Raw genomic sequence first — 19,795 nt, 5'->3', positions numbered from 1 at the left:
CCTGTCGATAAGTTGAGGGGACCCGATGTATGTAGGCCGTTCCTACAAAATAGTGGATTTCGCGCTCTGGTCGCGGCGCAGCGTCATCTACATGGTGGTGGTGAGCGGACTGGCCGTGGCGGCCTACCGTTTTCCGGGCATCGCCGGGTTCTCGGTGCCATGGTCGGTGGTGCTGGTGCTTGGCACCACCGTATCACTCGTTGCCGGGTTCAAGAATTCGCAGGTGTTCACCCGCAGCAGCGACGCGCTGCAGGCTTTTACGCAAATTACGGCCAGCAGCCGGTTGTGGTCCAATTTCTGCAGGGATTTCCTCGACGCGCCGACGGCCAGACAGCTCATCTATCGCCACATCGCCTGGATGACGGCATTGCGTTTTTCCCTGCGCCGGCCGATGCCATGGGAATCCATGGCGCGGGCCGCCAATATCGAATACCGGCGGCGCTACCGTATCCATGAGGATGCGAGCTCGGTCGCCAACGAGCTGGCTCCACTGCTCGCCGAACAGGCCGAGGACGTCCTGAAATCGCCCCAGCCGGCGATAGCCCTGCTCGAACTGCAATCTGTCCAGGTCAATGCGCTGTTCAAGGACACAAAGCTCCCTCCTCAGATCTATGGCGAACTGACCAAGCTGATCCGCGACTTCCATGACCAGCAGGCGCGCTGCGATCGCATCAAGAACAATCCCTATCCCAGGCAATACGCCATCGTCAGTTCGATGTTCGTGATGATCTTCTGCACGCTGCTGCCATTCGGGGTCGTTCCCGTCTTTGCCGATATGGGCAAACTGGGTGGCGCGCTCGGGTCGATCGCAATCTGGCTGACGATCCCGTTCAGCACGCTGCTGGGCTGGGCTTACATGTCCCTCGACCAGGTCGGCGAAAGCAGCGCCAACCCATTCGAGGGCAACGCCAACGACGTTCCGATCTCGCAGATATGCCGCGACATCGAGATCGAGTTGCGCAGCGGGCTCGGTGAGGCCGACCTTCCCAAGCCCCTGCTGCCGGTCAACGACATCGCGACCTAGGCAGAATCACGACGAAGGCACGGACCCGACGGTCCCCTTCATCGTGCTGCTGGTGGAGAGTGCTCAAACTTCAAGGCAGACCTTGCCGAAATGCTTTTGGGATTCGTAGTGCGCGACGGCGGTGGCGATGTCCTGCAGCGGAAAATGGCGGTCTATGACGGGCTTCAGCCTGATAGCCTCTATCGCCCGGATCATATCCTCCTGGTCGGCCCGGCTGCCGATGGAAATGCCGCTGATGCGGATCTGGTTGGAAAACAGGGCGGGGATAGACACTTCCGCCGCAAAGCCGGTCAGGACTCCGACCAGCGCGATGTGACCGCCCGTTCTGCAGGCCGCAATGGACTGCGCCAGCGTGGCGGGTCCGCCGACCTCGATCACGTGATCGACGCCGCGTCCGTCGGTCAAATCCCTGGCCTTGCGGCCCCAGTCCGGGACGGACTTGTAGTTGATGATGGCGTCGGCTCCGAGGCGCTTGAGCCGCTCCAGCTTCTGCTCGTCGGATGAGGTGGCGATGACCCGGGCGCCGGCGGCTTTGGCGAATTGCAGCGCGAACAGCGATACGCTGCCCGAACCGAGGACCAGCACCGCGTCGCCCGGCCTCACCTTGCCGCACACAACCAGGCCGCGCCAGGCAGTAACGCCGGTGCAGGTGAGCGACGCCGCCTCGACATGCGTATAGCCTGTCGGTGCCCTAGTGAAAGCGTGCGCCGGCATGCAGACATACTCGCTGGCGAAGCCGTCGAAACTGTCTCCCGGAATATCGCGCCGGGTCGAGGGCATCATGTCGCCGCCCAGCCACCAGGGATAGAAGACGCTGACGACGCTGTCTCCGGGCTTGAGTGCATCGACACCGTCGCCGAGGGCAATCACTTCGCCGGCGCCGTCGGAGAGTGGAACGCGGCCGTCGGCGAGAGGCATCTTGCCTTGCACGGCAAAGTCGTCGCGCATGTTCAACGCGCAAGCCCGGATCCTGACCAGCACCTCGCCCGGCCCTGGCTGGGGCGGATCTTCCTCGACCAGGTCGAGATTGCCCAAGCCGCCCGGCGCTCTCAGCCTGACCAGTCTCATTGTCTTCTCCGATTTGTGGGGTGTTTGGAATTGGAACGGCGCGCTGCGCCTAGCGGACCTGCCTGCCGGAAATCACCCGCAGCCAGGGCGCCAGATGGAATGCGCTCATCAGCAGATACATCGCGGCCATGCCCGTGAGGGGCGAGGCGTTGGTGCCCATGCACTGCATGGCCGCATCGCCGCTGAAGATGCAGGTGAGCAGCGCCATCACGGCGAAGGTCGGTGCCGCGGCAAGGCAAAGCCAGTCGGCCAGCCCGAGGGTGGTGGCTTCCGGGATCGCGCTGCCGGCACCTGTGTGGATATCGCTCATGGTCTTGATCCCTGATGATTATGCCAGCCACGACAGGTTCCTCTCCTCACGGAGCGGGGAGAGGAACCCAGGCTGGACAACCGTTAGTACTCGCCCTTGTCGCGGAACGCCGCCTCGCCGGCAGCAGACACTTCTTCCCATTTCTTGTCGGCACCGGCGTTGTAATTGTCGTGCCAGTTCCACCAGGAGTAGAGCGGGGTCTGCGGATAGCCTTCGGGCGAATCCTCCCAAATTTCCTGGCGGCCGAGCGGCGTCGCGTCGAGATAGCTCCAGACGGTGCCCATCGCCTCGTCGCCGCGGCTGTTGATCAAGTAGGTGCGGAAGATGCGGTCGCCGTCACGGATGAAGACGTTGTGGCCGTGCCATTCGTCGACGCCGAAGTCCTTGTCGAAACTGTCGGTGATTGTGTACCACGGCATCTCCCAGCCCATCCGCTGCTTCAGCCGCGCAATGTCGGCCTGCGGGGCACGTGAAGCGTAGGCAAGCGTGGTGTCGCGGGCATTGAGATGGGCGAGGTGGCCGACCTGGTCGGCGCCAAGGGAACAGCCGCGGCACGCGTGATCGGGCCAGCCATGCACGCCGGGCTCGAAGAAGGCGCGATAGACGATCAACTGGCGGCGGCCTTCGAACAGATCGAGCAGGCTCGCTTTGCCGTTCGGCCCCTCGAACACATAGGCCTTGTCCACTTCCATCCAGGGCATGCGCCGGCGCTCGGCGGCCAATGCGTCCTTGGCGCGCAGCGTTGCCTTTTCCTTCACCAGCATCTGTTCGCGGGCGGCTTCCCAGTCCTGCTGCGAAACGATCGGCGGGGTCTTCATTGCGATGTGCTTGGTCATTGGTCGTCTCCTTTGCCAGTCTGTTGTCGCGCTGTTGCGACGTGTGGTTGCTTGCCGTGAGCTAGAATAGGGCGGTCAATCGCGGGGGTGGGAGTTACAAGTGTGACGGGATTTGAAAGAGCCGGCCCGCCGCAGCAGGGGTGGCGCATCCGCTCGGTGCCCCCGACAGTGTCGTTCATCGCGTGGTTCTCCCTTGTTGTGCCGCTGCCGATACGGCTTGCTGGTTGGCGGCCATGACTTAAGTTAGGGCGCTGAGCACTGGGGGTGGGAGTTACAAGTGTGACGGGATTTGAATGGACTCGCTGATCACCGCGGCTGGACTGGCGTTGGCGGCAGGTGATCCGCTTGGCGCGCTGGACCGCGTTGCCTTGCGTGAGGATGCGCCGGCGCTGGCGCTGCGCGGCATTGCGATGGCGCAGCTCGGCGATCTTGACCGCGCCAAGGCGCTGCTGCGGCGTGCCGCGCGTGGCTTCGGCCCCAAAGAGGCGGTGGCGCGCGCCAGATGCGTCGTCGCCGAGGCCGAGATCGCGCTGGTTTCGCGTGACCTCGGCTGGCCGGCCAAGGCTTTGGATGCGGCGTGGACGACGCTGGAAAAGCATGGCGACCGGCTGAACGCCGCGCATGCCGGCCACCTCAAGGTGCGGCGTCTGCTGCTGATCGGCCGTCTCGATGAGGCTGAAGATGTGCTGGCCGGGCTCGATCCGATGCCGCTTCCGCCGGCCTCGAGGGCCGCGCACGAGCTCGCCGTTGCCGGCATCGCGATGCGGCGCCTCAAGACGAAGCCGGCGCGCAGGGCGTTGGAGTGGGCACGCCACGCCGCCCGCCGGGCCGGCATTCCGGGCCTGATGGCAGAGGTCGACAGCGCTTTCCTGGCGCTGGACACGCCGGCGGCGCGGCTGATCGCGGCTGGCAATCAGCGCCCGTTGCTGCTTGAGGACGTCGAGGCGTTGCAGGCGTCGCCGGCGCTGCTGGTCGATAGCTTTCGCTACGTCGTGCGCCAACAGGAGAAAACGGTCTCGCTGGCAACGCGCCCGGTGCTGTTTGCGCTGGCCCGTACGCTCGCCGAAGCGTGGCCAGGCGATGTGTCGAGGGCGAGGCTGATCGCTGAAGCCTTCGGCGGCAGGCACGCCGATGAATCGCACCGGGCGCGGCTGCGGGTCGAGATCGGCCGGCTGCGCGCCGAATTGCGCGGGCTGGCCGACATCGGCGCGACCAGGCAGGGCTTCGCGCTGGCGCCGCGCCACGGACGCGAGGTGCTGGTGCTGGCCCGGCCGATCGAGGAGCGGCACGCGGCAGTGCTGGCCTTCCTTGCCGATGGTGAATCCTGGGCGAGTTCGGCGCTGGCACTGGCGCTCGGTACCGGCCAGCGCAGCGTGCAGCGGGCGCTGGAGCAGCTTGGCGAGGCCGGCAAGGTGCAGTTTTTCGGTCACGGCCGGGCGCGCCGCTGGATGACGCCGCCGGTGGCGGGATTCACGACCACCTTGTTACTCCCGGCGCCGCTGCCGAGTGGTTAGTAAGGCACATCAGATCATCTCGTGAGGATAAAGACATGAAACATTCAAAAGCCGAAATCCTGCGCGAATACGGACCCTTTGCCGATGTGGAGAGGGTGCATGGGGTGAGCTTTGACGGCAACAACGTCTGGTTTGCCTCGGGCGAGAAGCTGAACGCCTTCGATCCGGAAAGCGGGCAGGCGCTGCGCTCGATCGATGTCGCGGCACATGCCGGCACCGCTTATGACGGCCAGCATTTCTTCCAGCTTGCCAATGACCGCATCCAGAAGATCGACCCAGATACCGGCCAGGTGCTGGCGACCATTCCGGCGCCAGGCGGCGGCGGCGATTCCGGGCTGACCTGGGCCGAAGGGACGCTGTGGGTGGGGCAATACCGCGAACGCAAGATCCATCAGATCGACCCGGAGACGGGGGCGATCCTGCGCACCATCGAATCCAACCGTTTCGTCACCGGGGTGACATGGGTCGAGGGCGAGCTATGGCACGCCACCTGGGAAGGCGAGCAGAGCGACCTGCGCCGCGTCGACCCGCGATCAGGCAAGGTTCTCGAGAAGCTCGACATGCCGGCCGGCATGGGCGTGTCGGGGCTGGAATCCGATGGCGGCGACCGCCTCTATTGCGGCAGCACTTCGGCCGGTGTGGTGCGGGCGGTGCGCCGGCCGCGATGAGATTGCGGCTGACGCCGAGATCACGGCTGCAGGCGCACTTCACACGGCAATTTGTCCGCTGTCGGGTGGTCGTCGCACCCTGTCGGACCTAGATAGGCTGTGCACCGGGCAGAACGCCCGGACCCGCTTTGCAAAGGATCCCCCATGCCCGAACAGATCGCATTGAACGACGGCTCCGCCATTCCCCAACTCGGCCTTGGCGTGTGGCAGGTCGACCAGGATATTACCGCCGAGGTGGTGGGTTGGGGCATTGAGGCCGGCTATCGCCTGATCGACACCGCCGAAGGCTACCAGAACGAGGAAGGGGTCGGAAAGGCGATCCGCAGCGCCGGCGTGTCGCGGGCTGAGCTGTTCATCACCTCGAAACTGCGCAACGGCGCACACCAGCGCGATGCGGCGCTACGCGCCTTCGATGACACCATGGCCAAGCTCGGCATTGAGCAGATCGACCTGTTCCTGATCCACTGGCCTGTGCCCAGCCAAGACAAATATGTCGAGGCCTGGAAGACGCTGGTCGAACTCCGGCAGGCCGGCCGCATCAAGTCGATCGGCGTTTCGAATTTCAACCCGGACCATCTGGAGCGCATCATCGCGGAAACCGGCGTGACGCCCGTCGTCAACCAGATCGAGCTGCATCCCCAGTTCCAGCAACGCGGTGTCAGGGACTTTCACACCAAGCACGACATCCGTATCGAAAGCTGGAGCCCGTTGGGCAGCGGCCGGCTGCTCGGCGATCCGACCATTGCAGGCATCGCCAAAAAACATGGCAAGTCCGTCGCCCAGGCGATCATCCGCTGGCATCTCCAGGAGGGGCTGATCGTCATTCCAAAGTCGATCCGCCGGGATCGCATCGCCGCCAATTTCGATGTCTTCGATTTCGAACTGGATGCGCAGGACCTGCAGACGATCCGCGGCATGGATTCGCCCGAAGGCCGCAACGGGCCCAACCCCGCCACGGCCGCGTTCCTGTTCTGAGAGGAGCAGGTTAGAGACGCCAACCGTGGAGTTGCCAATCTCCGGCCTCTCCGCGCTCTTAAATCCCGGACCCATCCAGCTGCTGGGCGTCTTCGCCTTCCCACGGCGCCGGCATCGACGCGCGGCTGAGGTTGGCCGTCGGCAGCGGCATCCAGCACTTCAGTTCCGGGTCAGCGTATTCGATAACGCGCCCGGGCGAGGAGTCCGATGCGCGCCAGCCTTCCGAGGCGAACTGGTCGGCACGCGACCAATAGGCGAGGTCGACTTCCGCCGGCCCCTGTTCGGACGGGCGCACCGTGACCAGGATCCGGCTGCCATCCTTCGGCGCCGTCGACATGTGCCGCCACCGTTCGGGCTCGTCCATCGCATTTCTCCTCGTACTCCTAGCGTTGGATGGAGTGTCGCCTCGTGGTCCGAAGGGGTCAACCCAAAGTTTCAGTCAGGCATCGGCTGATGACCCTGCAGACGGTGCCTGCACAGTTGTGCGCAACACGCCGCAGGCGGTCATGCGCGCTCGACGGGCCGTGACCCAGTTGATAAGCCCGTCTGCGAAGGAGCGCCTGAGTCGAGATGACCGTTGCGATCGAGATGGGACAGACGACCGCAGGCGCCCCGGCGAAGCTGGATCTTGAGGAGCTGCTCGCGACGCGCCTTTTGGTGCAGGGCAATTCAGGCTCCGGCAAGTCGCATCTGTTGCGGCGCCTGCTGGAGCAGAGCGCGCCCTGGGTGCAGCAGACCATCATCGATCCCGAGGGCGACTTCGTTTCGCTGGGCGACCGTTACGGCCATCTGGTGATCGATGCCGAGCAGCATACCGAGCGCGGCCTGCAGGCGGCCGGCGAGCGGGCGCGCATGCATCGCGTCTCCACCGTGCTCAATCTCGAAGGGCTCGACGCCGAGAACCAGATGCGGCGTGCCGCCGCCTTCCTCGGCGGGCTGTTCGAGGTCGCCCGTGACCACTGGTACCCGATGCTGGTGGTGGTGGATGAGGCGCAGCTGTTCGCGCCAGCGGTGGCCGGAGAGGTGTCGGACGAAGCGCGAAAGCTCTCGCTCGGCGCCATGACCAATTTGATGTGTCGTGGCCGCAAGCGCGGGCTGGCCGGCATCATTGCCACCCAGCGCCTGGCCAAGCTCGCCAAGAACGTCGCAGCCGAGGCGTCCAATTTTCTCATGGGCCGCACCTTCCTCGATATCGACATGGCGCGTGCCGCCGATCTTCTGGGCATGGAACGGCGCCAGGCGGAAGCGTTCCGCGATCTGGAACGCGGGCAGTTCATGGCGCTCGGTCCGGCGCTGTCGCGCCGTCCGCTGGGGCTGCGCATCGGCCCGACCGACACCAGCCCGCGCAACGGCACGCCGCGGCTCATGGCAATGCCGGAATCCGCGCTGGAAGACGCACGCGCGATCATCCTGGCGGCGCCGCCCCCCGAGACGGTGCGCACGCCGCGCCGCCCGGCGTCGCCGGACCTGCTCGACCAGCTGATGGCGGCCAAATCGGCGGCACTGGAAATGCGTCCCGAGCCGGCGGAGCCGCAAATCAGCGCGGAGGATCTGGCCGAGCGCCGCGAGCGCGTCGACCGTGTGCTGCGCGCCATCCTGGCGCAACCCGACGCCGGTTTTCGCGTGATCGGCGTGCTCTATCAGGAATTCGTGGTCCGCTGCCGCATAGAAGGCCTCGCCTCGGTTGTGCCGGACCTGCCGGAGTTCCGCCGCATGCTGACGCGCGCCCGTGCCGGTCTTGGTTCCGAGACGACGCAGGATGACGCGTGGCGGGACGTTTCTGTCCGCGCGTCGCTGCTGCCCGACGACATGCAGGGCGTGTTCATGATGATCGCCCGTGCGGCGAAAGAGGGCTGGCCGTGCCCGAGCGACGCCGCGATCGCCCGCGCCTACGGCTCGCACTCGCTGCGCCGCGCCCGGCGCCTCTTGACCTATATCGAGGAGCAGGGGCTCATCGTCTGCCAACTCGACGGGACAGGCCGGCGCACCGTGACGCTGGTCGAATTGGCCTGGGCCACCGCACCGGGAGATCCGAATGCCGAGGAGGTGGAGCAGGGGAGCCTGGCGCTGTGAGGCGGGGCGGGCGCTTTGAGCGAATGTGGCGATAGGCTTTTTCAGTCACCGTCATCGCGGCCAATTTTTGACGGCAACGGTGAAATCGCCGACGCCGAAATGCGCCGTGCAGGGCGCTTGCGTTTCGCTGGCGCTCATCGGTTCGCCCCGATCACCCACTGTTCCTGGTCGACGAGCGTGCCGGTCATCGGCCCGGCAGCATCCGAAAGCAGGAAGACGGCGAGGTTCGCGATGTCGCTCGTCGAGAACAGGCGGCCGAAAGGTTGCGAGGCGTTGGCGGCATCGAGCCAGCCCGGCCCGTTATCCAGCGTGTCGGCCTGCATGACGCGTTCGGCCGGCGTGTCGGTCCAGCCGACATTGATGCCGTTGACGCGGATGCGATCGAAGCGATGGGCGTTGGCGGCGTTCTTGGTCAGCGTGGCCAGCGCGCCCTTGCTGGCGGAATAGACGGCGAGCTCCGGCGAGCCGCAATGGGCGTTGATCGACAGGATGTTGACGATGGCGCCGCCCTGACCGCGCTTCTTCATGTCGGCGATGGCCGCCTGCATGAGGAAGAACGGTGCCCGCGCGTTGACCGCGAACAGCGAGGCCCAGCCGTCGAGATCGGCATCGAGGAACGAGGCCCGGTCGGTCAGCCCTGCGGCGTTGACCAGCGCATCGATGCGGCCGAAGCGCTCGATGCACGCTTGCGCCAAAAGGGCAGGGGCGGCCGGGTCGGCGAGGTCGGTGGCGACGAAGAGCGTTGGTGTGCCAAGCTGCGAAAGCTCCGCCGCCACCGCATCGCCGCGGGCCTTATCACGCCCGGTGACGAGCAGGCCGCCGGCGCCGGAACGCGCCAAGGTCTCGGCGATGGCGCGGCCAATGCCTTGCGTCGAGCCGGTGACCAGCGCCACCTTGCCGTTGAGCTGAAGCTCCATTCCTCTCCCCCGCATCGCATCTGGTTTCAGGCTAGCGCGGCACGATCGTTTTACAACATGGAACTTGGAAATCTTGTTCGAAAGTGTTGGCGGCCTCATGTGAGCCCATAGACTGAATCGGCCTTGAAGATCGTGCTTGCCTGATCCGCCAATCACCGGGGAATGTCGTGAAGCGCAAGTCGGACACTCAGCTCGTCAATGCGTTCACGGCAAGCGCCATCGCATCCGATCTTCGGTGGGTTCTTGCGGTAGGCCAGGCGCCCACCGGACACGTCGGAATTCCTGTCCGGCGGCGGCGTTGTCGTTGGTCAATTGAGCGAACGTGTCAGCAGGACTGACCTGTTCTGCCCGAATAACGCCTCTGAGCGCCGCCTCCCGGTTAAAAAAGTATCATCCGTTGTCTTGAATCGTGGTGGCGCCTGTTGTCATGAGCCGGTACCTTGGCTCTTGAAATGCAGAGCCGAAACCAATTCGGCCGGTTTAGGGAATTGGGCCGAACGCGGCAAATATCCGTGCTGGCCTGGGAGGAAACGGACATGGAACCGGACCTGGAAGTAGTCCAGATACGACGCGGTGAGTCCTTCAAGGCGTGGTCGCATGGCTACCCCTTCCACACGGTGCGTTGGCACTTCCATCCCGAATATGAACTGCATCAGGTGATCTTCACCAACGGACGCTATTTCGTCGGCGATTTCATCGGCGAGTTCGAGCCGGGCAATCTGGTGCTGACCGGGCCGAACCTGCCGCACAACTGGGTCAGCGACATCCCCAGGGACAGCTCGATCCCGCTGCGCGGCCGCATCATCCAATTTTCCGAAAGTTTCATCGGCGATGCCATGCATGTGCTGCCGGAGCTGGCGGGGCTGGGGCACCTGCTCGAAGCGTCGCGGCGCGGCGTGCTGTTTTCCAGCCGCACCAGCAAGGCGCTGGCGCCGCTGATGGAAGAGATGATGCAGGCGCAAGGCGTGCGCCGCATCGAGCTGTTCATGATGATCGCCGGCCTGCTCAGCCGCGCCCAGGAATTCCAGCTTTTGGCCAGCGCCAGCTACCGGCCCGATCCCTCCGGCTACATGACCGCCGGCATGAACAAGGCGCTCGCCTATATCAGGGAAAACCTGACGCAGCTGTTCGACGAGGCGGATCTCGCCGCCATCGCCGGCCAGTCGACCGGCGCCTTCTCGCGCTCGTTTCGCCGTCACACCGGCATGTCGCTGGTGCAGTATGTCAAACGGCTGCGCATCAATCTCGCCTGCCAGATCCTGATGAGCGACGAGCAGGCCTCGATCACCGACATCTGCTACGAGGTCGGCTTCAACAATCTGTCCAATTTCAACCGGCAGTTCCTGGCGGAGAAGGGCATGCCGCCCTCGCGCTTCAGGCGCCTGCTGGCCGACAACATCAACGCGGGCAAAGCCGCTTAACGGAGGAGCCAGGGAGGAACCAAGGGAGGATTTTTCTTTTGCATGACGACGTGAGCCGCGTGGAGCGGTTCGCGATAGAGAACGCTTGTCTCGAATTCCTCCGTAGGCGGAGGTTGTCGGCGCGGCTCGAAAGGCCGGCGCCGGGTCCCGGTTCCCAATGCAGTTTGGGCGAGGGCGGATGGGTGTCTTCAGACCAAAGCAGTCAACGACCTTCTTACAACCATATCAGAAACGGAGAAGACCGAATGACCAAACTTTCATCTTCATTGAAGTCTGCTGGCAAGTCCGCCGGCGTGGCAGCCCTTGCGCTGTCGCTGCTGGCCGGCACCGCCGCGATCGCCAGGGCCGCCGAAGTTACCGACGCCACCGTCGCCTTCCTGATGCCCGACCAGGCCTCGACCCGCTACGAGCAGCATGATTATCCCGGCTTCGCTGCCGAGATGAAGAAGCTGTGCCCGGGCTGCAAGGTGCTCTACCAGAATGCCGATGCCGACGCCTCGCGCCAGCAGCAGCAGTTCAACTCGGTGATCTCGCAGGGCGCCAAGGCGATCGTGCTCGACCCGGTCGACTCGACCGCCGCCGCCTCGCTGGTCAAGCTGGCGCAGAGCCAGGGCATCAAGGTCATCGCCTATGACCGGCCGATCCCGACCGCGCCGGCCGATTTCTATGTGTCGTTCAACAATGAAGGCATCGGCAAGGCCATCGCCGATTCGCTGGTCGAGCACCTGAAGGCGCTGAAGGTCGATCCGGCCAGCGGCGGCGTGCTGCAGATCAACGGCTCGCCGACCGACGCGGCGGCCGGCCTGATCAAGAAGGGCATCCATGCCGGCCTCGACAACAGCGGCTACAAGATCCTGGCCGAATACGACACGCCGGAATGGGCGCCGCCGAAGGCGCAGCAATGGGCCGGAGGCCAGATCACCCGCTTCGGACCAAAAATCCTCGGCGTCGTCGCCGCCAATGACGGCACCGGTGGCGGCGCCATCGCCGCCTTCAAGGCGGCCGGCGTCGATCCGGTGCCGCCGGTGACCGGCAATGACGCGACGATCGCGGCACTGCAGCTGATCATCGCCGGCGACCAGTACAACACCATCTCCAAGCCGAGCGAGATCGTGGCGGCGGCCGCCGCCAACATCGCCATCAAGCTGCTTTCGGGCGAAACGCCGAAGGCCGAGATGACGCTGTACGACACGCCCTCGCAGCTGTTCACGCCGGCCGTGGTGACGCAGGAAAACCTAAAGGCCGAGATCATCGACAAGAAGATCAACACCGCGGCCGAGCTCTGCGTCGATCGTTACGCGGAGGGCTGCAAGAAGCTGGGCATCGGGAACTGACCGCGACCCTTGCCCGCTCCGCTGTCTGGCCGCCCACGCGGTGGCCAGACAGCGCTCAATCCATGAACCGGTTTTGAAAGGCTTCCAGGCATGATCGATACCGCGGACGAACCGGTTCCGGCAGGCGAGCTGGTGCTCAGCCTGCGTGGCGTTTCGAAGAATTTCGGCGCCGTGTCGGCGCTCACCGACATCGATCTCGATGTCCATGCCGGCGAGGTGGTGGCGCTGGTCGGCGACAATGGCGCCGGCAAGTCGACGCTGGTCAAGATCCTGGCCGGCGTGCATCAGCCGAGTTCGGGCACCATTAATTATCGCGGCAAGCAGGTGACGCTTGCAGATCCAAGCGCGGCTTTGACGCTCGGCATCGCCACCGTGTTCCAGGATTTGGCGCTGTGCGAAAACCTCGACATCGTCGCCAACATCTTCCTCGGCCGTGAGCTCAGCCCGCTGCGCCTGGACGAGGTGGCGATGGAGGTGCGCGCCTGGACGCTGCTCAACGAGCTATCGGCGCGCATCCCAAGCGTTCGCGAAGTGGTCGCTTCGCTGTCGGGCGGCCAGCGCCAGACGGTGGCGATCGCCCGCTCGCTGCTGCTCGAACCCAAGCTCATCCTGCTCGACGAGCCGACGGCCGCACTTGGCGTGGCACAGACGGCGGAAGTGCTCAACCTGATCGAGCGCGTGCGCGACCGCGGCCTCGGCGTCGTCATCATCAGCCACAATATGGAAGACGTGCGCGCCGTCGCCGACCGCATCGTCGTGCTGCGGCTTGGCCGAAACAACGGCATCTTCTCGCCCGACGCCTCGAACCAGGAACTGGTCAGCGCCATCACCGGCGCGTCGAACAATTCGGTGTCGCGGCGCGCCGAGCGCAGACAGGCCAGGCACGAGCAAACCCAGGAGCCACGCCCATGAGCCGTGAAGCCGAACAGGCCGCCTCCGTGCCGCCGCAGCTCGACCGCGCCGATGTGCGCGTCAAGCATGAGGCGGGAATCGGCGGCGCCATCCGCAGGTTCTTCGATCGGGTCCGCTCCGGCGATCTCGGTTCGCTGCCGGTGATCGTCGGGCTGGTCATCATCTGGACGGTGTTCGCCAGCATCAATCCGATCTTCCTGTCGAGCAGCAATCTGGTCAATCTGCTGTTCGATTGCTCCACCGTCGGCGTCATTGCGCTCGGCATCGTCTGCGTCTTGATGGTCGGCGAAATCGACCTGTCGGTCGGTTCGATCAGTGGCTTTGCCTCGGCGATGGTGGGCACGCTGTGGGTCAATCAGGGCTGGCCGGTGGCGCTCGCCATCCTCGCCGCTGTGGCCGTCGGCGGCTTCATTGGCGCGCTCTATGCGCTGCTGTTCAATCGACTCGGCATGCCGAGTTTCGTTTCGACGCTTGCCGGCCTGCTGGCGGTGCTTGGCCTGCAGCTCTATATCCTCGGCTCGACCGGCTCGATCAATCTGCCGTATGGCTCGAACCTGGTGAATTTCGGCCAGCTGCTGATGATGCCGAAGTTTGTTTCGTTCGCTCTGGCGGCCGTGCCCGGCATCGTCATGCTGGTCACCGGCCTGCGCACCGTCGCGCGCCGCCGCGCCGCCAATCTGTCGGCGCCGTCGACCGGCGGGCTCGTCACGCGCGCGGTGGTGATCACGGTCATCCTCGAACTCATCGTCTTCTATCTCAACCAGGCGCGCGGCATTCCGTGGATGTTCGGCCTGTTCGTCGGCCTGGTCATATCAATGCATTACGCGCTGACGCGGACCAAATGGGGCCGCTCGATGTCGGCGGTTGGCGCCACCCCCGAGGCGGCGAGGCGCGCCGGCATCAATGTGCGACTGATCTATTCGAGCGCCTTCGTGCTGTGCTCGATGCTGGCCGCTTTCGGCGGCGTGCTGTCGGCGGCCCGCCTTGCCTCGGCCAGCCAGCAGGCCGGCACCGGCGACGTGAACCTCAACGCCATCGCGGCGGCGGTCATTGGCGGCACCAGCCTGTTCGGCGGCCGCGGCAGCGCCTATTCGGCACTGCTCGGCATCATCGTCATCCAGTCGATCGCCAGCGGCCTGACGCTGCTCGATCTGTCCTCGTCGCTTCGGTACATGATCACCGGCGCCGTGCTTGCCATCGCGGTCATCGTCGACTCGCTAGCACGCCGCTCGCGTGTCTCGCATGGCCGGGCCTGAACCCATCAACAGGAGCAAGACATGAGCGAAGAACTGTCCGGAAAAGTTGCCGCCGTCACCGGCGCGGCATCAGGCATCGGCCTCGAATGCGCCAGGCACATGCTGGCGGCCGGCGCCACAGTGGTGCTGGTCGACCGTGCCGAGGCGACGCTGAACAAACTGTGCGCCGAGCTCGGTTCGAAGGCGATCCCGTTGGTGATCGACCTGATGCAGCCGGCAAGCGTCGCCACCATGATGCCGCAGATTCTGGAGAAAGCCGGCCAGCTCGACATCTTCCATGCCAATGCCGGCGCCTATGTCGGCGGCGAGGTAGCGACCGGCGATCCCGACGCCTGGGACCGGATGCTCAACCTCAACATCAATGCCTGCTTCCGCTCGATCCAGGCGGTGCTGCCGCACATGATCGAACGCAAGACCGGCGACATCATCGTCACCAGTTCGATCGCCGGTCTGGTCCCGGTGGTCTGGGAGCCGATCTACACGGCTTCCAAGCACGCGGTGCAGGCCTTCGTCCACACGGTGCGCCGCCAGGTCGCCAAGCACGGCCTGCGCGTCGGTGCGGTGGCGCCGGGTCCGGTGGTGACGGCGCTGGTCGACGACTGGCCGAAGGCCAAGCTCGAAGAGGAACTCGCCGCCGGCGGCCTGATGCAGCCGCGCGAAGTGGCCGAAGCGGTGATGTTCATGCTGACCCGCCCGCGCAACGTGACGATCCGGGATTTGGTGATTTTGCCGCAGAGCAATGATTTGTGAGGCAGTAGGCAATGGGGAATAGGCAATAGGCAATAGGCAATAGGAAGATGTAGACACAGTCTTACAGGCCCCGCTCAAAAGTGCTTCGCGCGTCCTATCCTACTAACTAATCGCTTACTGCCTACTGCCTATCCCCTATTCCCTGAACCGGAGGTTCCTCATGCCCCATTATCTCGGCATCGATGTCGGCACCGGCAGCGCGCGGGCCGGGGTGTTCGACCACACCGGCACCTTGCTCGCCTCGGCCAAGCGGGACATCGAGGTCTGGCGCGAGGCCGGCGACATTGTCGAGCAGTCGAGCAACGACATCTGGCGGGCGGTGTGCGCGGCCACGCGGGAAGCGGTCGCTCAATCGGGCGTGGCAGCTGAGGCCATCGCCGGCATCGGGTTCGACGCCACTTGTTCGCTGGTGGTGCTGGGCGAGGGCGGCGTGCCGCTGCCGGTAAGCAAGTCCGGCAATTCGGAACGCAACATCATCGTCTGGATGGATCACCGCGCGGTCGAGCAGACGCGCCGCATCAACCGCAGCGGCGAGGCGGTGCTGAACTATGTCGGCGGCGTCATCTCGCCGGAAATGGAAACGCCGAAACTCCTTTGGCTGGCCGAAAACCTGCCCGACACGTTCAACGCCGCCTGGCAGTTCATGGACCTCGCCGATTTCCTCACCTGGCGCGCGACCGGCAGCCTTGCCCGCTCGGTCTGCACGGTGACTTGCAAATGGACCTATCTGGCGCATGAAAGCCGCTGGGACGAGGCCTATTTCCGCACCATCGGACTAGGGAGCCTGGCCGACGAGGGGTTCGCGCGCATCGGCACGCAGATCGTGCCGGCGGGTGCCGCGCTCGGCGGCGGACTGACCGCGCAGGCGGCATCGGATCTGGGCCTGCGCCCCGGCACGGCCGTGGCGGCGGGGCTGATCGACGCGCATGCCGGCGGCGTCGGTACGGTCGGCGCGCGCGGCGCGTTCGGCAGCGTTCTGTCGCGCATGGCCTATGTCTTCGGCACCTCAGCCTGCACCATGTCGTCGACCGCCGAGCCGGCCTTCGTCGACGGCGTCTGGGGTCCGTATTTCTCGGCCATGGTGCCGGGCCTGTGGCTGAACGAGGGCGGCCAATCTGCGGCGGGTGCGGCCATCGACCATCTAGTGCGCATGCATCCGGCGGCCGGCGAAGCGACCGCCAAGGCGCAGGCCGAGGGGCTCAGCCTCAGCGCCTGGCTGTCGCTGCAGGCGCAGAGCCGCAACGGGGCAGCGGCGACGCCGGCCTTGGTCGGCGGCATCCATGTCGTGCCGGAATTCCTTGGCAACCGCGCGCCTTTCGCCGACCCGGACGCACGCGCGCTGATCGCCGGGCTCGATCTCGACACCAGCCTCGACAGCCTGGTCGGGCTCTATGTCGCCGGGGTCTGCGGGCTGGGCTATGGCGCGCGCCAGATCGTGCGGGCCGAGCATGACAAAGGCATTGCCGTCGACACCATCGTCATCAGTGGCGGCGCCGGGCAAAGTCCGCTGGTGCGCCAGCTGCTTGCCGACACGACAGGCATGGTGGTGGTGGCGTCGACTTCGCCGGAACCGGTGCTGCTCGGCTCGGCGATGCTGGGCGCCGTCGCCGCCGGGACCTACAAGGATGTGGCGGCGGCAATGGCCGGCATGTCGGAACTCGGCGAGGTCTATCATCCCGACGCTACGCTGGCCGGCTGGCACGCGAAGCGCTTCGCGGCGTTCGAGCTGCTGCAGCAGGCCGGCAGGGCCATCCGAGGCTGAAGCGAGCGGCTCCTGTCGGGCTCTGTCAGGAGCGTGGCGAACACCGCTTGGCGATGATGCCGGAAGCTGGCAGCTTTGTTCTGTCGTAGACCCTCCTGCGGCTTGCGACGAGGGCAGGGCGACAGGATCAGGAGGCCCCAATGGCTGACGAGAAAGCGCCCGTGCCATTCGCATCGGATGAGGTGCCGTGGACGGAATGGTCCGATGTGCCGCGCTTCGGCGTGCGCTATCGCCATTTGTCGCTGGCCGCGCTTGGCGAAAACTACCATGTCGGCGTGGCGATCGAGGAGTTGCCGGCGGGCAAGCAGACTTCGCCGGCGCATTACCATATTTTCGAGGAAGAGCATGTCTTCATCCTCGAGGGGATGCTTACCGCGCATGTCGGCGACGCCGCCTACGCCATGAAGGCCGGCGACTACATCTGCTTTCCGGCAGGTGCAGCGGCGGGGCATTGCCTCATCAACACCAGCGACGCACTCTGCCGCTACGTCCTCGTCGGCGAGCGCAACCCGAACGACGTTGTCGTCTACACCGCCTCCAACAAGGTGCTGGTGCGCGCCTTGGGCAGCCGTGCGATCTTCGATCTCGCGGCGACCCGAACCTACTGGGACGGTGAGAGCACCGGCCTCGCCGCCGGCGATCCGTTGCCGTCGGATGTGACGGCCGGTGTCACCAAGGCCCCGGCCGCGCCGATCCCGCCGGTCGCCAGCGATGCTGTCGAGTGGAAACAGGAAGGCGAGGGGGCGCGGTTCGGTGGTCGGTCCAAACACCTCACCTGTGCCGCCTTGGGACGGCCCGACTACCATGTCGGCGTGCTGATCGAGGCGCCGGCCCCCGGCATGCGCCTGGCGCCCAGGCACTACCATATGCTGGAAGAAGAGCATGCGCTGATCCTGGAAGGGCAGGTGACGCTGCTGCTTGGCGAGGCGCGCCACGAGATGAAAGCCGGCGACTATGTCTGCTTTCCGGCCGGCCTGGCGGTTGGACATTCCTTCCTCAACAGCGGTACGGGACCGTGCCGCTATCTGATGATCGGCGAGAAAAACCCCAACGAGGTCTGCGTCTATCCCGATTCCAACAAGATGGCGGTCGACGCCTTGCGCCGGCGCGACGGCATTTTCGATATGGCCGGGGTTAGGCGGTATTGGGATGGCGAAGCGTAGAACTGAAAGTGTCGATATCCGACTCAAATAGCCGCGCTCTGAACGCGAGAACCGTTCGGAGATAGGCGTTGTTGCCACCCTACCTGGGTGACGCTAGTCTGGTTCGGGCACTTCAACGGGGGAGTTGGCGGGGATGCTCCTGCCATTCTTGCGATGGCCTTCACGCTATCACCGCCGCCTTGGCAGGCTGAGATGGGTGGCTTTGTTCGCGCCGTTCATTCTGTTGTCGGGCTATATCGTCTATGGCTTCGTCGGCATTCGGTTTGATACGCCTCTCTCGGTGCTGAGGCACCTTGCCGCGTTCCCGAACTGCACGGCCGCCCGCAGGGGCGAACCTGGCTATTGGCCGACTCACGATGCCGACCATGACGGCATAGCCTGCGAGCCCTGGCACGGGGCAAGCCGACGACACGGGGCAAGCTCCACTGGCGTTCGGGTCCATCGTTACTCGCGTACCGGCCCATAGCCTTTGCCTTGGCTTCACAGCTCCTTCTCCGCCAGTTCCCTGAATTCATCCGGCACCGAGCGCGCCGCCTCCAGCGCCACCGTGCCATAGCCGACCGCCTGTTTGCCGAAGCGTTCGCGGATATTGTCGATGGCGCGGTCGGCGTCAAAGCGTGCCAGGCCTTTTCGGGTGCCGGGCCTCTGCTTCTCGTCGGCGAGATCGAGCGGCAGTTCGAGCTGTAATTCGAAGCTTTCCTCGAGATGCGAGACCGAGATCGCCAGCAGCGAGATCGTTCTCTCGTGGGGGTTGTCGGCAAGCACGCCGCGCACCAGATCGCCGGCGATCTCGGCCAGCATCGCGGTCGCCGAGATCGCCTGGTCAAGCGTGATCGAGCGGGTGACGGCGCTGAGATCGGCAAAGCGCACGCGCACCGTCACCGTGCGGCCGGGCCGCGCCTTGGCGCGCAGCCGGCTGGCGACGCGGTCGGCCAGATGCAGCAGGGTTGGCACGATGACGTCAGCTACGGCGGGCTTGCGGCCAAGCGCCGATTGCGCGCCGGCCGAATGCGCCCGGCGCTTCGTCTCCAGTTTTCGCGGGTCGCGGTTCCATGACAGCGCGGCGAGCTTTTCGCCGGCGGCGGGGCCGAGCAGCCGCGTCAGCGCGCCGCTGCGCGTCCTGGCCAGCTGGCCGATGGTCTCGACGCCGATTTCCGCCAGCCGCGCTTTGGTCGCCGAGCCGACGCCCCACATCAGCCCGACCGGCAGGTCGTGCAGGAAAGCGAGCTCGCTGCCGGGTTCGACGACCACCAGCCCATCGGGTTTTGCCACCTGCGAGGCGATCTTGGCCAGATGCTTGGTGCGGGCGACGCCGATCGAGATCGGCAGGCCGAGTTCGGCGCGTACCCGGCTGCGGATCGTCGTGGCGATCTCCTGTGGGGAGCCGAACAGATGCGTGCAGCCGGCAACGTCGGCAAAGGCCTCGTCGATGGAGATGCGCTCGACCAATGGCGTAAAATCGTCGAGCACCTTGATCGCCGCGTCGCCTAGCCGCTGGTAATGGCTGAAATTGCCACCGACGAAGATCAGATGCGGGCAGAGTTCGCGCGCCTTGCGCCCGGGCATGCCGCCGCGCACGCCGAAGGCGCGGGCCTCGTAGGAAGCGGCGAGCACGACACCGCCGCCCACCGCGATCGGCTTGCCGCGCAGCGACGGATCGAGCAACTGCTCGACCGAGGCGTAGAAAGCGTCGAGATCGGCATGCAGGATGGTGGCTGTCGTTTCCATCCCGACCGCACATCCGCAGTTGCTGATAGATTGGAACAAATAAAGAACAAAGATGGATCATTGTCAAGGGAAGGGCGATTTGTG

General features: G+C 65.3%; 19 protein-coding genes. 13 read left to right on the top strand and 6 right to left on the bottom strand.

Annotation, left to right across the window (positions count from 1 at the left end; translation table 11 throughout):
- The first annotated feature begins 25 nt into the window (after positions 1-25).
- Positions 26-1,024 (top strand): bestrophin family protein, encoded by a 999-nt coding sequence (locus NKJ11_RS10810; protein ID WP_352611150.1) that lies wholly within the window; start codon positions 26-28, stop codon positions 1,022-1,024.
- 63 nt (positions 1,025-1,087) lie between these two features.
- Here the strand turns inward: NKJ11_RS10810 and NKJ11_RS10805 are convergent, their stop codons facing one another.
- The 3 genes from NKJ11_RS10805 to NKJ11_RS10795 all read right to left on the bottom strand — a co-directional run bounded on the left by NKJ11_RS10805 (position 1,088) and on the right by NKJ11_RS10795 (position 3,238).
- Positions 1,088-2,092, bottom strand: a complete 1,005-nt coding sequence (locus tag NKJ11_RS10805; RefSeq protein WP_352793266.1) for a zinc-dependent alcohol dehydrogenase family protein — start codon at positions 2,090-2,092, stop codon at positions 1,088-1,090.
- Between the two features lie 49 nt (positions 2,093-2,141).
- Positions 2,142-2,402, bottom strand: a complete 261-nt coding sequence (locus NKJ11_RS10800; RefSeq protein WP_128305764.1) for a hypothetical protein — start codon at positions 2,400-2,402, stop codon at positions 2,142-2,144.
- A gap of 83 nt (positions 2,403-2,485) precedes the next feature.
- Positions 2,486-3,238, bottom strand: coding sequence for a DUF899 domain-containing protein (locus NKJ11_RS10795; RefSeq protein WP_352441795.1), 753 nt, complete (start codon positions 3,236-3,238; stop codon positions 2,486-2,488).
- A gap of 293 nt (positions 3,239-3,531) precedes the next feature.
- On the opposite strand from NKJ11_RS10795, the gene NKJ11_RS10790 reads away from it, so the two are divergent.
- The 3 genes from NKJ11_RS10790 to NKJ11_RS10780 all read left to right on the top strand — a co-directional run bounded on the left by NKJ11_RS10790 (position 3,532) and on the right by NKJ11_RS10780 (position 6,395).
- Positions 3,532-4,752, top strand: coding sequence for a helix-turn-helix domain-containing protein (locus NKJ11_RS10790; protein ID WP_352793265.1), 1,221 nt, complete (start codon positions 3,532-3,534; stop codon positions 4,750-4,752).
- 35 nt (positions 4,753-4,787) lie between these two features.
- The gene (locus NKJ11_RS10785; protein ID WP_352722043.1) at positions 4,788-5,420 is read left to right on the top strand and encodes a Vgb family protein; all 633 of its coding nucleotides are present in this window, start codon (positions 4,788-4,790) and stop codon (positions 5,418-5,420) included.
- 144 nt (positions 5,421-5,564) lie between these two features.
- Entirely contained in the window at positions 5,565-6,395 is an 831-nt protein-coding gene (locus NKJ11_RS10780; RefSeq protein WP_352732322.1) for an aldo/keto reductase, read from the top strand.
- 58 nt (positions 6,396-6,453) lie between these two features.
- Here the strand turns inward: NKJ11_RS10780 and NKJ11_RS10775 are convergent, their stop codons facing one another.
- Positions 6,454-6,759: a hypothetical protein gene (locus NKJ11_RS10775; protein ID WP_013530714.1), complete on the bottom strand. Its 306-nt coding sequence runs from the start codon at positions 6,757-6,759 to the stop codon at positions 6,454-6,456.
- A gap of 206 nt (positions 6,760-6,965) precedes the next feature.
- Between NKJ11_RS10775 and NKJ11_RS10770 the strand changes: the two genes are divergently transcribed.
- Complete coding sequence (locus NKJ11_RS10770; RefSeq protein ID WP_127297074.1) at positions 6,966-8,468, top strand: helicase HerA domain-containing protein; 1,503 nt, start codon at positions 6,966-6,968, stop codon at positions 8,466-8,468.
- Between the two features lie 134 nt (positions 8,469-8,602).
- Here the strand turns inward: NKJ11_RS10770 and NKJ11_RS10765 are convergent, their stop codons facing one another.
- Positions 8,603-9,385 carry an SDR family oxidoreductase gene (locus NKJ11_RS10765; protein WP_352722041.1) on the bottom strand — a complete coding sequence of 261 codons (783 nt, stop codon included), beginning with the start codon at positions 9,383-9,385 and terminating at the stop codon, positions 8,603-8,605.
- Positions 9,386-9,921: 536 nt separating this feature from the next.
- On the opposite strand from NKJ11_RS10765, the gene NKJ11_RS10760 reads away from it, so the two are divergent.
- The 8 genes from NKJ11_RS10760 to NKJ11_RS10725 all read left to right on the top strand — a co-directional run bounded on the left by NKJ11_RS10760 (position 9,922) and on the right by NKJ11_RS10725 (position 18,449).
- Positions 9,922-10,806, top strand: a complete 885-nt coding sequence (locus NKJ11_RS10760) for an AraC family transcriptional regulator (RefSeq protein ID WP_031214037.1) — start codon at positions 9,922-9,924, stop codon at positions 10,804-10,806.
- A gap of 245 nt (positions 10,807-11,051) precedes the next feature.
- A complete protein-coding gene (locus NKJ11_RS10755; RefSeq protein WP_127270010.1) occupies positions 11,052-12,140 on the top strand; it encodes an ABC transporter substrate-binding protein in 1,089 nt (362 codons plus the stop codon).
- A 90-nt stretch (positions 12,141-12,230) separates the two neighbouring features.
- Positions 12,231-13,052 (top strand): ATP-binding cassette domain-containing protein, encoded by an 822-nt coding sequence (locus NKJ11_RS10750; protein WP_023814428.1) that lies wholly within the window; start codon positions 12,231-12,233, stop codon positions 13,050-13,052.
- Positions 13,049-14,308 carry a sugar ABC transporter permease gene (locus tag NKJ11_RS10745; RefSeq protein WP_352793262.1) on the top strand — a complete coding sequence of 420 codons (1,260 nt, stop codon included), beginning with the start codon at positions 13,049-13,051 and terminating at the stop codon, positions 14,306-14,308. The genes NKJ11_RS10750 and NKJ11_RS10745 overlap by 4 nt, the downstream gene beginning before the upstream one ends.
- A gap of 21 nt (positions 14,309-14,329) precedes the next feature.
- Positions 14,330-15,058, top strand: coding sequence for an SDR family oxidoreductase (locus tag NKJ11_RS10740; protein ID WP_031214035.1), 729 nt, complete (start codon positions 14,330-14,332; stop codon positions 15,056-15,058).
- Between the two features lie 160 nt (positions 15,059-15,218).
- Positions 15,219-16,820, top strand: a complete 1,602-nt coding sequence (locus NKJ11_RS10735; RefSeq protein ID WP_352554548.1) for an FGGY-family carbohydrate kinase — start codon at positions 15,219-15,221, stop codon at positions 16,818-16,820.
- A gap of 140 nt (positions 16,821-16,960) precedes the next feature.
- Positions 16,961-17,983, top strand: a complete 1,023-nt coding sequence (locus tag NKJ11_RS10730) for a cupin domain-containing protein (protein WP_352793261.1) — start codon at positions 16,961-16,963, stop codon at positions 17,981-17,983.
- Between the two features lie 133 nt (positions 17,984-18,116).
- Complete coding sequence (locus tag NKJ11_RS10725; RefSeq protein ID WP_128305750.1) at positions 18,117-18,449, top strand: excalibur calcium-binding domain-containing protein; 333 nt, start codon at positions 18,117-18,119, stop codon at positions 18,447-18,449.
- 14 nt (positions 18,450-18,463) lie between these two features.
- Here NKJ11_RS10725 and dinB read toward each other — a convergent pair whose 3' ends face one another.
- A complete protein-coding gene (dinB, locus tag NKJ11_RS10720) occupies positions 18,464-19,711 on the bottom strand; it encodes a DNA polymerase IV (protein WP_352793259.1) in 1,248 nt (415 codons plus the stop codon).
- Between the last annotated feature and the right edge of the window lie 84 nt (positions 19,712-19,795).

The sequence above is a fragment of the Mesorhizobium sp. M0243 genome, assembly GCF_040321775.1.
In the GTDB taxonomy this organism is placed as follows: Bacteria; Pseudomonadota; Alphaproteobacteria; order Rhizobiales; family Rhizobiaceae; genus Mesorhizobium.
This window is presented reverse-complemented; position numbering and strand designations above follow the sequence as displayed.

Coding starts and splice junctions, on each gene's coding strand:
- NKJ11_RS10770 (WP_127297074.1), top strand. CDS start 6,966: ATGACCGTTGCGATCGAGATGGGACAGACGACCGCAGGCGCCCCGGCG.
- NKJ11_RS10750 (WP_023814428.1), top strand. CDS start 12,231: ATGATCGATACCGCGGACGAACCGGTTCCGGCAGGCGAGCTGGTGCTC.
- NKJ11_RS10800 (WP_128305764.1), bottom strand. CDS start 2,402: ATGAGCGATATCCACACAGGTGCCGGCAGCGCGATCCCGGAAGCCACC.
- NKJ11_RS10790 (WP_352793265.1), top strand. CDS start 3,532: ATGGACTCGCTGATCACCGCGGCTGGACTGGCGTTGGCGGCAGGTGAT.
- NKJ11_RS10765 (WP_352722041.1), bottom strand. CDS start 9,385: ATGGAGCTTCAGCTCAACGGCAAGGTGGCGCTGGTCACCGGCTCGACG.
- NKJ11_RS10755 (WP_127270010.1), top strand. CDS start 11,052: ATGACCAAACTTTCATCTTCATTGAAGTCTGCTGGCAAGTCCGCCGGC.
- NKJ11_RS10735 (WP_352554548.1), top strand. CDS start 15,219: ATGCCCCATTATCTCGGCATCGATGTCGGCACCGGCAGCGCGCGGGCC.
- NKJ11_RS10745 (WP_352793262.1), top strand. CDS start 13,049: ATGAGCCGTGAAGCCGAACAGGCCGCCTCCGTGCCGCCGCAGCTCGAC.
- NKJ11_RS10785 (WP_352722043.1), top strand. CDS start 4,788: ATGAAACATTCAAAAGCCGAAATCCTGCGCGAATACGGACCCTTTGCC.
- dinB (WP_352793259.1), bottom strand. CDS start 19,711: ATGGAAACGACAGCCACCATCCTGCATGCCGATCTCGACGCTTTCTAC.
- NKJ11_RS10810 (WP_352611150.1), top strand. CDS start 26: ATGTATGTAGGCCGTTCCTACAAAATAGTGGATTTCGCGCTCTGGTCG.
- NKJ11_RS10740 (WP_031214035.1), top strand. CDS start 14,330: ATGAGCGAAGAACTGTCCGGAAAAGTTGCCGCCGTCACCGGCGCGGCA.
- NKJ11_RS10805 (WP_352793266.1), bottom strand. CDS start 2,092: ATGAGACTGGTCAGGCTGAGAGCGCCGGGCGGCTTGGGCAATCTCGAC.
- NKJ11_RS10760 (WP_031214037.1), top strand. CDS start 9,922: ATGGAACCGGACCTGGAAGTAGTCCAGATACGACGCGGTGAGTCCTTC.
- NKJ11_RS10725 (WP_128305750.1), top strand. CDS start 18,117: ATGCTCCTGCCATTCTTGCGATGGCCTTCACGCTATCACCGCCGCCTT.
- NKJ11_RS10775 (WP_013530714.1), bottom strand. CDS start 6,759: ATGGACGAGCCCGAACGGTGGCGGCACATGTCGACGGCGCCGAAGGAT.
- NKJ11_RS10730 (WP_352793261.1), top strand. CDS start 16,961: ATGGCTGACGAGAAAGCGCCCGTGCCATTCGCATCGGATGAGGTGCCG.
- NKJ11_RS10795 (WP_352441795.1), bottom strand. CDS start 3,238: ATGACCAAGCACATCGCAATGAAGACCCCGCCGATCGTTTCGCAGCAG.
- NKJ11_RS10780 (WP_352732322.1), top strand. CDS start 5,565: ATGCCCGAACAGATCGCATTGAACGACGGCTCCGCCATTCCCCAACTC.